13 protein-coding genes are annotated in these 12,119 nt (G+C 68.5%); 1 reads left to right on the forward strand and 12 read right to left on the reverse strand.

Annotation, left to right across the window (positions count from 1 at the left end):
• Positions 1-495 precede the first annotated feature (495 nt).
• The 12 genes from FKQ52_RS14580 to FKQ52_RS14635 form a co-directional block, all read right to left on the reverse strand.
• Entirely contained in the window at positions 496-1,566 is a 1,071-nt protein-coding gene (locus tag FKQ52_RS14580) for a tryptophan 7-halogenase (RefSeq protein WP_205750778.1), read from the reverse strand.
• Between the two features lie 19 nt (positions 1,567-1,585).
• A complete protein-coding gene (locus FKQ52_RS14585) occupies positions 1,586-4,522 on the reverse strand; it encodes a LodA/GoxA family CTQ-dependent oxidase (RefSeq protein WP_205750786.1) in 2,937 nt (978 codons plus the stop codon).
• A gap of 136 nt (positions 4,523-4,658) precedes the next feature.
• Positions 4,659-5,636 (reverse strand): TraB/GumN family protein, encoded by a 978-nt coding sequence (locus tag FKQ52_RS14590; protein WP_141627856.1) that lies wholly within the window; start codon positions 5,634-5,636, stop codon positions 4,659-4,661.
• Between the two features lie 55 nt (positions 5,637-5,691).
• Entirely contained in the window at positions 5,692-6,345 is a 654-nt protein-coding gene (locus FKQ52_RS14595; RefSeq protein ID WP_141627857.1) for a hypothetical protein, read from the reverse strand.
• Between the two features lie 9 nt (positions 6,346-6,354).
• Positions 6,355-6,543 carry a helix-turn-helix transcriptional regulator gene (locus FKQ52_RS14600; protein WP_141627858.1) on the reverse strand — a complete coding sequence of 63 codons (189 nt, stop codon included), beginning with the start codon at positions 6,541-6,543 and terminating at the stop codon, positions 6,355-6,357.
• A 10-nt stretch (positions 6,544-6,553) separates the two neighbouring features.
• Positions 6,554-7,009: a hypothetical protein gene (locus FKQ52_RS14605; RefSeq protein WP_141627859.1), complete on the reverse strand. Its 456-nt coding sequence runs from the start codon at positions 7,007-7,009 to the stop codon at positions 6,554-6,556.
• An 89-nt stretch (positions 7,010-7,098) separates the two neighbouring features.
• Positions 7,099-8,367, reverse strand: coding sequence for a DNA recombination protein RmuC (locus tag FKQ52_RS14610; RefSeq protein ID WP_141627860.1), 1,269 nt, complete (start codon positions 8,365-8,367; stop codon positions 7,099-7,101).
• 268 nt (positions 8,368-8,635) lie between these two features.
• Complete coding sequence (locus FKQ52_RS14615) at positions 8,636-9,679, reverse strand: SPFH domain-containing protein (RefSeq protein ID WP_168196876.1); 1,044 nt, start codon at positions 9,677-9,679, stop codon at positions 8,636-8,638.
• Positions 9,676-9,900, reverse strand: coding sequence for a hypothetical protein (locus FKQ52_RS14620; protein ID WP_141627862.1), 225 nt, complete (start codon positions 9,898-9,900; stop codon positions 9,676-9,678). The genes FKQ52_RS14615 and FKQ52_RS14620 overlap by 4 nt, the downstream gene beginning before the upstream one ends.
• A gap of 97 nt (positions 9,901-9,997) precedes the next feature.
• Positions 9,998-10,600 carry a recombination mediator RecR gene (recR, locus tag FKQ52_RS14625; RefSeq protein ID WP_141627863.1) on the reverse strand — a complete coding sequence of 201 codons (603 nt, stop codon included), beginning with the start codon at positions 10,598-10,600 and terminating at the stop codon, positions 9,998-10,000.
• Positions 10,600-10,974 carry a CPCC family cysteine-rich protein gene (locus FKQ52_RS14630; protein ID WP_141627864.1) on the reverse strand — a complete coding sequence of 125 codons (375 nt, stop codon included), beginning with the start codon at positions 10,972-10,974 and terminating at the stop codon, positions 10,600-10,602. Before FKQ52_RS14630 ends, recR begins: the two co-directional genes overlap by 1 nt.
• Positions 10,974-11,303, reverse strand: a complete 330-nt coding sequence (locus FKQ52_RS14635) for a YbaB/EbfC family nucleoid-associated protein (RefSeq protein ID WP_141627865.1) — start codon at positions 11,301-11,303, stop codon at positions 10,974-10,976. Before FKQ52_RS14635 ends, FKQ52_RS14630 begins: the two co-directional genes overlap by 1 nt.
• A 163-nt stretch (positions 11,304-11,466) precedes the next feature.
• Between FKQ52_RS14635 and FKQ52_RS14640 the strand changes: the two genes are divergently transcribed.
• On the forward strand, positions 11,467-12,081 hold the full coding sequence (locus FKQ52_RS14640) for a malonic semialdehyde reductase (RefSeq protein WP_141627866.1): 615 nt from the start codon (positions 11,467-11,469) through the stop codon (positions 12,079-12,081).
• Positions 12,082-12,119 lie beyond the last annotated feature (38 nt).

Genomic DNA, 12,119 nt, shown 5'->3' on the forward strand with positions numbered 1-12,119 from the left:
TGCGGGATGCCGAGACTGACGGTGAGAGCCTCCCCTCGCGCGGGACCTTCAGTCGGATAGTCCTTTCGCGCATCGACCTGAAACGTCACCGAATGTCCCGGAGGCAGCCGGTGGTGTCCCTCGAGAGGGGGTTCGATGTAGCCGCCCGTCCGCCAGCCGAACTGACGGCCGCCAAGCCGGAAATCCCGGCGCGTTTCCGTCGATGAAGGAACCCGGACAACGTCTATCGGGATGCACTGTTCTTCGTCCGACAGGTTCCGGGCGCGAACGTCGAAGAGGCCTTCGACGCCGGGAGCCCTTGAGGCCTCGATTTCGAGAGCGCCTTGGCGAGCGGGGCTTGCCGCCGTGGCGCCTCCGACGAGGATGAGACCCAGAACGGCCAGCGCGGGTCGTTTGGTCTTGGACATCAGGAACCTCCTCAGGGGCTATTGGGCGATACAGACGCAAAGGGGACGCGAACAGGCAGGTCGGGCCGACCCGCTGAAACTTCCCCGGTCAGGCGGTCGCCGCCCGGCGCCGGTCCCAGAACGGTCGATCCGTCCAGCGCTGCTCCATGCCGTACCAGGCCGCGTGATGCGCCTTGTAGGCCGCCCAGACCCGGTTCACATCCGCCGTATACTCCGCGCCCGCTCCGGCATCGCCCTCCAGCATACGGTCCGCCGTCTCCGCCGCCGCAAGGCCGGTGTAGAGGGCGTTGAACAGGCCCTGCGCCGACAGGGGATCGAAGGCGAGGGCCGCGTCACCGCAGGCGAGCCACCCCTCCCCCGCCGCCTGTTCCAGACGCGCGCCGCGCGCCGTGCAGTAACCGTCAGAGGTGATGTCCGGCGTTGATCCGAACAGCTGCCCCAACATCGGCAGGCTCCGGGCGCGCGCCAGCAGCCCCCCCGAGGTTCGCACGGCCCGCGCGGCCGGAAGGTCGGCGTCCGTGTGGAACGCCAGCAGGGCCTCGCCGCCCGGCAGGGGCGCCGCGTACCACCAGCCATCGGCCTCGGCCTCGATCTGGGTGACGCCCGCCGGAAGCGCCCCGCCCGCCGTTCGAACCCAGGCGCAGACCAACCGGTCTTCCATGCGGCGGCGCGCGCCGTGGCCCGAGAGCAGGCGGGACGAGCGGCCCGAGGCGTCGATCACCAGCCGCGCCCATACCTCGGTCACACCCCCTGCATGGGCGAGACCCATGCGCCAACCCGAACCGTCACGATCCAGCGTGATCAGCCGGGCCGGTGCGGCCTGCGCCGCCCCCCGCACAATCGCCGTCGCTCGCAAACGCTGTTCGAAGCGAACCCGGTCCAGATGCCAGCCATGGCCGTCGGGATCGCCCAGACTGTGACGCTCGACCGGCTCAGGTCCGCCCCACGCCCCGCGATGGACATGACGGGGCGCATGGCCGTCGGCGACGAAGCCGTCCCACAGCCCCATGTCGATCATCAGGCGATGGGCGGCTCCCGGGAGAGACTCACCCACCCGGGGACGGGGCGCGGCCCAGCGGTCGACCAGCAGGGTGCGGCGGGTCGGCGCGAGGTTCAGGGCCGCCGTCGCCCCGGCCGGCCCCGCTCCGACGACGACCACATCAAACCGTTCCAGCCGACTACTCGAACTGGACCGGCAAGCCCTGCGGGAAGCGGCGGAACTTGTCGATCCCGGAGATGTCGATCGGCCGGGACGTGCCCGGCGCGCCGGCGTGGACCGCGCCCTCATGCGCCGTGGTCTTCAGGCTGCGCTGGCCACCGTTCTTCGGGATGACGTCCTTGATGGTCCTGCGCCGGTCCTCGACCTCGATCGTGTCAGGGAAGGCGTCGGTATCCTTCGGACCGTCCCGGACCTCGACCACGCCCAGATGGTCGAAGTGCAGGATCATGTTGTTGATCTGGTCGGTGTAGCTGCTGGTCCCCAGAGGATCGACCCAGGCGGCGCGGTTGGCGAAGGCCGCGCGGCGCTCCGACATCGGGCGCGTTTCATCCATGACGATGTCGTAGTTCTCGCGGCTGAGAACCTCATCCGGCACTCGCGCCGGCCAGAAGGCAGGCACGTAGGGATCATAGGTCGGGTCGTAGCCGGACCGGCAGCTGGCGGTGTCGGTCTGCCACGGCACAGCCATCCAGCGGGTGATGCCGCCGGGCGTCTGGGCGGCCAGCGGGCCATTCGGCATGCCCAGGGCGTCGCTGGTCAGCACCTCGCCCATCTGGGGCGGAATCCAGTCCGTCATGGCGTGGGCGAAGCGGAACGGCTGCATGTACATCAGCTTGTTGCGCACCGGCCAGGTCATCTCGCAGCCGGGATGGAAGGCGTCCGCCAGACAGAAGTCGAGCGCGGCCTTGGTCAGGACGTCGCCCTGGGCCTCCAGCGGGACCTGATCGATCCCGGACGGCGGGATGTGTTCCGGATCATAGTCGTCCCGGAAGTCGCCGGCCGCCCACTGGTCCAGCATGGCCAGCTGGCAGTCGCTGAGCGTGCAGTGCTGGCGCGGGGTCGGCGCCGGGGGGATCGTCATGGCGTCGCCATACAGCCAGGGCCAGGGCTTGGGCGACCATGAATCGACGTCGAAGCGGCGGAAGGCGTTGGCGAGTACCCGCCGGACTTCCTGCATGGCCGGTCCCCGGTCGTTCAGACGGGCGATCGCTTCGGGCGTGCTGAAGTCGAACGCGCCGCCCCAGCCGAAGCCCGCCGCGAAACCGGCGTTGACCCATTGCAGGCCCGCCAGACGCTGGAAGATCGGAAGGATGTCATGGGTGAAGGAGGGCTGACGCGGCGCCGGAAGCGTTCCGGCCTTGATCGCCACATCGCGCATGAGATCCCACATGGTCCGCACGGACTGACGTTGCGGACCATAGTTCGGCGGCGCCACCACCACCCAGGCCGGAATGACCTCCAGGTCCGTACCGCCCAGACGAACCCGGGCGTTGACCGGGCCGTCAGACACGTCGTCGTGCCAGCCTTCATTGTTGGCGAAGGTGATCGCCCAGGTCCCGTCGCAGGACGCCGAAACGCCGTGACCGCCGAGGACGATCAGGCGGCCGGCCTCATCGGTGGAGACTTCCCCGAGATAGACCGGCTTGCCCATGAACTCGCCAGTGTCAAACGCCTCGGGCCCCGCGCTCCGCCCGGAGACGGACCGCGATCCGGGCGTGATGGCCAGGCTGGAGCGGTCCGAAATCGCCGCGTTGCGGAGGGTCGTCGGCGGGGCCGAAGCGGCCTCGGGGATGTCCATCGCCAGCTGGAAGCCGTACCAGGCGGACTTGGTGTTCGCCAGTTCGACCGACCACTCGATCTCGGCGTCGTCGGCGCCGGTCAGTTCACGGATGATCCGCCCCTCGGCGTTGACCCCGTAGACACGGAACCGGGCGGCCTGACGCTTCAACCGGCCGTGCCTGTCGCGATAGGCGCCTTCGGGGAGGGGTGCGGGATGCGAGGTCTCGGGCCCCAGAAACCACTCGTCCGGGCTGTTGCCGACACGGGCGACGCCGATCGCCGGATGAATCACCGCCTTGACGATGCAGTCGTCCGGCGGGGTCTGCGGCTTGAGCGGCGCGCGCGGCTGATCGGCGTCCCTCAGCGGCTGGCCGTTCGCCTCGTGCCGGGTGTCGGCGCTGGCCGCATAGACGGCGCGGCGGACAGCCGCGATGGACGACTCCGGAACCGGCGCCTGCTCGGGTGGGACCCGGAAGATATTGAACGCCAGTGACTGCCCGTACTCGGCCTGACCGCGCGCGCAGACGTCCTGCCGCGGGATGACCAGCGTCGCCACCTGGATGAAGGGGCTTTCGTCCTCGGGCCATTCAACCGTGGCTTCATCCAGCGGCATGGTCTCCGGATTGGTCCGGCGCTGGACCATGAACCGGAAGCGGTACTCGTCGTGCGACAGACGCGCGGCCATGTCGGCGGCCAGATAATCGGCCGCGTCGTTGGACACGTTCTCCGGCGGAGTTTCCGGGTCGAGACGATATTTGACCGCCTGCGCCTGACCGGCGCCGAAGGGCAGGATGCCCCAGTAGGTCGTGGTCAGGACACTGCCCTCGACCTTGGCCATCTCGTTCAGGATGTGGTTGGTCCGGGGGTGATGCTTCAACCAGCCGGGATAGTCGCCCTGCACCACGCCCGCGTAGGTGAACTCGCACATCGTCTTCGCGTCATCGACAAAGAAGACCGGGTAGTTCTGCATGATGAAGTCGGCGGTCTCGCCCTCGCCGCCCCAGGCCTTCTCGCCGGGGACGCCGAAGACCTTCAGTCCGATCCCGATGGTCGACTGAAGGTCGGGCGAGGTGGGGGAGGTATCGCTGGAGAACCGCATCCACGCGGTCAGCCTGTCGTGCGCGAACACCCCGACCTTCAGGTCATCGGGAATGTCCCTGAGCATCTCCAGACGGCCGTGGGCGACGCCATGCAGCTTGCGGAAGACGGGTCGTTCGGCCGGGGTCTGCCCCAGACGGATGCGCTTCTTCTGCCCCATCTCGACGAACATCTCGATCAGGCGGTTGATCGGGTCCTCGGCGCAGTTGAAGCACGGCGGAATAGGCTTGTCGCTCATGGTCATGCCCCCCCTCAAGGCAGGACATGGAGGCACGCATTAGTACGTCCCGTCAACCATTATACACGCTAAAGTAGGACGGAGAGCATCCGGGCGGATCATCCGGAACGCTCCCCAGAACCTGCCCCCGAGCCGCCTATTCGACGCGGGTGGCGTGTACGCCGCGGCGTTCGAGGATGGACTGGACGCTGTCGTCGCCCGCGAGGTGGGCCGCGCCGACGGCGATGAAGACCGTGCCCGAGCCGTCAAGAAGGGTCTGGATCTGGCCGGCCCAGTTGGTGTTCCGGTTGGTCAGCATGGCGTCATAGACGGTCTGGCTTTCCGCCTTCATCTCGGCGACGGCGAGTTGCTCGATCCCGGCGACGTCGCCGGCGGCCCAGGCGTTGACCAGTCGGTCCAGCTCGACCGTGGCGTTGTCGTAGCTCTTGAGCGTGCTGCGCAGGAAGTCGAGCTGGGCGTCGTCCGGCAGGCCCGCGATGATGCCGACCTGTTCCTCCAGCGTCTCGAAGCCGTGGATCGGCTTGCCGGCGGCCATGGCGCGGCCCTTGAGGACGAGTTCGACGCCCGATTGCGGGTCATAACCCGCCTTGATCAGCGGGGTGACCGACAGGGTCAGGCCCGCCAGCCAGGGACGGAACATGTTCAGCTGGGCCATCGGCAGGCCGACCGAGGCGGCGGCGGCTTCGAGGTCGGCGTTCTCCTCGGCCGTCAGCAGGCTGGACAGGGGCGTCTGGGGCGCCAGGCCGAGGCGCTGGATGATCGGCACCATCGCGGCCTGATCGTCGGGATTGGAGATCTCGAACCAGATCTGGTCGGCGCTGTCGAAAGCGGCGTCGACGCGGTCCGTGGCCCAGCCGGTGGTCGGGCGCAGAACGTGGACGGTGCCGAACAGATAGATGGTCGAGTCCGCGTCACGGATGACCCAGAGAGCCGGACCGGCGCCCTCAGCGCGGGGGGCGGCGGCGACCGGGGCGGCGGTCGGGGCAGCGGTCTGGGCGAAGACCTGGGCGGGCTGGAAGGCGACGGCGGCGGCGAGACCGAGGCCCATGGCGACCCCGAGGGCGTTGCGGCTGGTCGTGGCGACGGCGGAGGTAAGGCGGGACACGAGGGTCATCGGAACGATTTCCTTGAAGGCGGTGTGGATCGGAAGGCGAAGGAATGAGGGCCGGTCAGGCGAGGCCGCGACGCACGGTCACGACCATGGACACCACCAGATAGACGCCCATCAGGACGACGTAGATGTCCCAGGCGGTGATGGGCGGGGCGGCGGCGAGGCGTTCGGCGGCGGCCCAGACGAACAGCAGCCCCTGCCCCAGCCAGAAGGTCAGGGCGCCGGCCTCGACCACCACGCGGCGGAACAGCTCATCCACCGAGCGATAGAGGCGAAGGTTCAGGGCCGTGTGCAACAGGAGCAGGGCGACAATGACCGCGAGGGCAAGCGGCGGCGCGACCTCCAGACCGGAGAGGACCATCGGCAGCGGCAGGATGACGGCCGACAGGCCCATGACGGCGGCCTGGGTGCGGGCGGCGCGGACCTCGTCATCCCCGGCGGGCCCTTCCAGCCGGAGCAGCTTGCCCAGAGACGCGCGGTTGAAGGTGCTGAACACCACGGCCAGACTGGAAATGAGCATGACGGCGCCGAGGAAGCCGGCCGCCACATCGGCCCAGCGCAGGGCGGAGGTGTCGAACTGAAGCCCCGGGAAGAGCCGGTAGCCGAACTGACCGACGCCGTAGCCGACAACGCCGGCGACGAAGCCGATGCCGAACAGTCGGACGGCGTGGCGGGTCCACTCGGGCGTGTCCGCGGGGAAGAAGCGGGCCATGGCTGTCTCCTATTCCGAGAAGATGGATTCGATGGGTTGTTCGAAGACCCTGGCGATCTTGAAGGCGAGCGGCAGGGACGGGTCGTAACGCCCGGTTTCGAGCGCGTTGACGGTTTGGCGCGAGACACCGAGAGCCTCGGCCAGATCGGCCTGACTCCAGTTGCGCTCGGCGCGCAGGACCTTGAGACGATTGTTCATTTCCGTGCCCTCACCGACGCTGCGCCCACCACACCAGCCAGCCGATCGAATAGCCGACCAGCAGGAAGGTGAGGGTGAGGGTCATGCCGAAGGCGAAGACCTCATTCGTTGTCAGCCCGGGCAGAAGAGGCGCGTCCTCGCGCGACAACAGGGTCAGGAGCACCGCGCCGCCGACGGCCATGCCGGAGCAGCCGCCCCACCACCAGGCCCATTTGTGGGCCTCGCGCGCGGCCTCGTCGATGCGGCGCCACCACCAGACGCACAGCCCCATGGCGATGGCCATGGCGGCGCCGTTCACCAGCAGGTTGACGATGAAACCGGTCATCCCGCTCAGGCCGTCCGTCAGGACGCCGGCGACGCCCGCGAACGCGCCGGCCAGACCGGACAGCCCCATGATCAGCAGAAAGGCCTTTGGTCCCGCGATCGGTCGTTTGGGTTTGGCGTTGGGTTTGGCGGACGACGCCATGACAAGCTCCCTCGTCTGTTTGACAAGGGTGTTTTACAGTCAGCGCCGCCCGTGTCAAGCGCCCTTGTCAGATCGACGGAGACTTTCTCCTAGTCGCTCCGGGTCAGGCTGAGACGGTCGCTTTCCGTCAACTCCGGTCGACTGAGCGTCCGGGGCGATTGCTCGACGGGCGGCAGTTCCGCGATGTCCTTGCCTTCGTGGTCCACTTGCAGGTCCTCGAAACGACGCGCCGAGACCATGACCTGGCTCTCCAGCGAGCCGACGAACTGATTGTATTTGCCGACGGCCGTGTCGAGCGCCCGCCCGACGGCCGCGGCGTGGCCGCCCATGACCGACAGGCGCTTGTAGAGTTCCTTGCCCAGCTTCGCGACGTCCTCGGCGTTCTTCGCCTGCTCCTCGGCGCGCCAGCCGTAGGCGACCGCCTTGCACAGGGCAAACAGGGTCGTCGGGGTGACGATGACCACGCGCGAGGCCATGGCGTCGGTCAGCAGGTTCGGCTCGTGATCCAGCGCGGCGGCGAGGAAGGCGTCGCCGGGGACGAACAGGGCCACGAAGTCCGGACTGGGCTTGAACTGATCCTGATAGGCCTTGGAGGCCAGCTGACGCATGTGGGTTTTCAGGCTGGCGGCGATGCGGACCGAGCGTGCGTGGGCACGGGCGTCCTCGTCCCCCTGATCTGCGCTGTCGTCGAACGCCAGCGGCACCTTGGCGTCGATGACGAACATGCCGCCGCCGGGCAGGCGAACGATGAAGTCGGGGCGCTGCTGACGGCCCTCGTCATTGGCCGACGAGTTCTGCTCCTCGAAGTCGAACCGCCCGGCCATGCCGGCGGCTTCCAGAACATTGCGGCAGGTCTGCTCGCCCCAGCGACCGCGACGGCCGGTGTTGCCCCGCAGCGCCTCGGTCAGCTTGCGCGCCTCGTCGCGCGTGGCGGTGGAGGCGGTCATCAACTGGGCCAGCTGCTCCTTGAGCCCGCCGGTTTCCTCGGCGCGGGTCTTCTCCAGAGCCGCCACCTGCTCCTGAAACAGCTTCAGAGTGTCGGCGACGGGCTTCAGCTGGGCATCCATCCGCTGCTGGGCCAGAAGCTCGCGGTTGCGGAAGGTCTCATCGGTGCGCCTCAGCATCTCCTCGGCGACGGTCCGGGCCGATTGGGCGGCCTGGGCGCGCAGGAGCTCGGCCTGGGTCGCGGCCTGGTCCTCGGCCAGATGCAACCGTGCCTCGGTGGCGGCGAAGCGCTGGGACAGATCCCACGCCCGGGCATCGGCGGCGGCGGCCCGGCGGCGCTCCATCAGGGCCCATGCGAGCGCGATCAGGGCCACAATGGCGGCGGCGACGAGGGACACGAGCGAAGCGTTCATGCTCCGTTCCTTACCGGGAGTCGGGGACGACGGACAGGGCCGCGGAACGAGACGGCGGAGACGGTGGAGACGCGTGAAATACACCGTCTATGCCGTCTATCCCGTCTATCCCGTCTATCGGGGCGGACAGACTTGAGGCGCGGGGCGGCGCGGGCTGCGGGCGTCATGTCGACAGTCTGCACCGCCGGTACGTCATTTCTGGACGTATCGAAACTGAAGACGGCGGCCCCGCGCGGAGCCGCCGTTCAGGAACAGGCGCGCGGTCCGGTCAGCGGTTGTTGGCCGCCACCCCGTCGCGAGAGGCGATCAGGGCCGAGACGTTGATGTCGGAGCCGACCACGCAGGTGTCCGCGCTGAGCGGGCAGATGCCGAGGGTGCGCTCGATCTCGCGCAGGCGCACGACCTCGGGGTTGGAGCGAATGGATTCGGCCAGCAGACGGTTGGCCTCGGCCTGACCGCGCGCCTGGGCGATGCGGGCCTCGGCGTTGGCGCGTTCGAGGTTCACGCGCTCGAGCGCGGCGCGGGTGTTCTGCTCGGCGGTGGTGCGCGACTGGATCGCGGCCAGAACGCTTTCCGGGTAACGGATCGAGCCGACCCACTCCATGCGGATGATCTCCAGACCCTGTGGCGTCCATTCACGTTGCAGGGCCTGCATGGCCTTCTGCAGCACGATCTGGCGACCGGGGCCGATCAACTGGCCGGGGCAGTCGTCGCTGTCGGGCGTGCCCGCGGCGACCGGCTGGCCGCCCGGAACGACGACGGGCTGGATCTCGGCCTGCGCCGACTGCTGTGCGTTGCAGGCGACCGGCAGCTTTTCCGTCTCACGGGCGATGGCGGCCCGGACCGAGGTGCGCAGCGGGCCGTCGATGAAGGCGTCGTACTCCTGACGCCAGGTCGCATACAGGTCGGCGGCCTTGTCCTCACGCACGCGGAAGGTCAGGGCGACGTCGGCGGTCATGGGCAGGCCCAGCACGTCGGAGAAGGTGATCTCCTCGTTTTCACGACCGTCGGAGTTGGGCTCGCGCGTATAGCTGTAGGTGCGCTGGAGCGTCTGGTAGGTGCGGATCTTCTCGCCGATGCCTTCCCAGTGGAAGCCCGGCCCGAGTTCGGCGCGCTGAACGCCGGGGTTGGGCCCGAATTTGGTGGTCTTGATGCCCATATAACCGCTCTCGACCGTGACGCTGCACGACGAGACGGCGCCGACGCCGACCACGATCAGCACCAGGATCAGGACGACCATGCCGATGGTCCGTCCCACCTTCGATCCGCCGCCGGTGGGCAGACGGGGGATGTTGCCGAACGCATTGGTCACAGGGCGTCTCCGTTGTCCTTGAGGCGGTCGGCCGCCCAGCGCCAGAGCCGCCATCCGGCCCAGACGAGAATCAGGATGCCGCCGATCCCGACCACCGAGGCGGTGATGAGGCTGCCGGCGAAATGGGCTTCGAGGATCAGGGGGACCGCATAGCGGATCAGGAAGATGAAGCCGATGACCAGGGCGCAGATGCCCGCCACCAGAACCAGAACCACCTTCATCCGCTCACTCCCCCAAGCCGCGACAATGGAGCCTGTTTGGGCGGGCGCTTCAAGCGGTCATAGGCGATCATCGCGCCGTGCGACGATGTGGCGAGCGTCAGGCCGGGCGGCGGGCCCGCAGGGCCTGAACGATGGTGCCGTCGTCCAGCCAGTCCAGTTCGCCGCCGACGGGGACGCCGCGCGCGAGACTGGTGATCTCCACGCCGGACCCGGCGAGGCGTTCGGCGATGTAGTGGGCCGTGGTCTGGCCGTCGACGGTGGCGGGCAGGGCCATGACGACCTCCCTCGCCTCACCGCCGCGCACCCGTCCGACCAGTTCGGCGATGCGCAGGGCCTCGGGACCGACGCCGTCCAGCGCGGACAACAGGCCGCCCAGCACATGATACTTGCCCCGGAAGGCGCCGGATCGTTCCATGGCCCAAAGCGCGCCGGCCTCCTCGACCACGCAGATCAGGCCGTTGTCACGGGCGCCGTCGGAGCAGATGGAGCAGGGATCGCGGGTGTCCGGCGCGCCGCACACGCTGCACGAGACGACCTTCTCCGCCGTCTCGGCCAGCGAGGCGGCCAGCGGGACCAGAAGCTGCTCGCGCTTCTTCAGCAGGGCCAGCGCCGCGCGGCGGGCCGAACGCGGTCCCATGCCCGGCAGTTTGGACAGCAGGCTGATCAGGCGTTCGATTTCAGGTCCGGCGGAGGCGGCCATCAGGCTTTCAACCAGTAGGGTGAGTCCGGCCCGAGGCCGACGGCGTGGAAATAGTCGAGCCCGGTCCGGATCGTCCGGTCCCCTTCGGCGTCCATCCTGGCATTCCAGGGCCGCCAGGCGGGGTCGGCGACCTCATCATCCGCCGGGGGGCGAACGTGGACGGTGAAGGAGGGGTCGCTCACCCCGGCGCTGATGAAATAGAGCTGGGCCTCGGCGAGGCTGACTGTGTTGGCCCCACCCCTGAGCAGGGGCGAGGCGAGCTGAACGGGATCGTCCTCCCACCAGCAGACGCGACAGATTTCATAGCCCCCGGGCCCTTCGGAGAGGGTGCGGTAGCCGCAGCACGCGCAGGTCACCCCCCCGAGCCCGTTCATCAGAAGAGCTTGGGCATCCCGGGGATGTTCATGCCCGCCATCGGACCGGCGGCCTCGCGCATCAGGGCGGCGTTGACCTCGTCCAGCTTGCGCTTGGCGTCGGCGTGGGCGGCCACGATCAGGTCGGCGAGGATCTCGCCTTCGCCGGGGACCAGCAGGCTGTCGTCGATGGTGACGCCGGTGATCTCGCCCGCGCCCTTGAGCGCGACGGTGACAAGCCCGCCGCCGGACGAACCGGACGCGGAGGTTTCAGCCATTTTGGCCTGGGCGTCCTGCAGACGCTGCTGCATCTGCTGGGCCTGCTGCATGAGGGCGTTGAGGTCTTTCATGCCCCCTAGATAGGCGGTTCAGGGCGCGGGCGACAGGGGGGTCGATCACCGCCGGACAGCTATCCGTAACAGAAAATGTGACAGAGCCCCTTGGCGGCCATGCCGCGCCCTCCTATTTCGCACCTACTGCTGTTGCAGTTTGAAATTCTGGAGGGACCATTCGATGGCCTTTGACGCCCTGACCGACCGCGACGCCCCGCTTTCCGAGGCCGCTCTCGCCCAACTCTTCACCGAAGCGCGCACCCGAAACGGCTGGACAGACCGTCCCGTGCCGGAAGCCCTGCTTCGCAAGCTGTACGACCTGACCAAATTCGGTCCGACGGCGGTGAACAACACCCCGGCCCGCTTCATCTTCGTGACCTCGCCGGAGGCCAAGGCGCGCCTCGTGCCGCTGATGGCCGAGGGCAACCGGGCCAAGACCGCCCAGGCGCCCGTCACCGTGATCATCGGTCAGGACCTCGACTTCCCCGAGACCCTGCCGACCCTGTTCCCGCACGCGCCCGGCGCCAAGGACTGGTTCGCCGACGAGGCGATGCGCCGCGAAAGCGCCTTCCGCAACGCCTCGCTGCAGGGCGGCTATCTGATCCTCGCCGCGCGGGCGCTGGGTCCGGACGTCGGCCCGATGTCGGGCTTCGACCCCGCGGGCGTGAAGGCCGAGTTCTTCCCGGACAACAACGTCGAGCCGAACTTCATCATGAACATCGGCTACGGCAACGACGACAACCTGTTCCCGAGGTCGCCGCGTCTGGCGTTCGAGGAGGCGTCGCGGATTCTATGAGGCGGCAGGCAGCAGGATTGGGATCAGGCGGTAGCGGG

It is taken from the genome of Brevundimonas sp. M20, from assembly GCF_006547065.1.
Lineage (GTDB): Bacteria > Pseudomonadota > Alphaproteobacteria > Caulobacterales > Caulobacteraceae > Brevundimonas.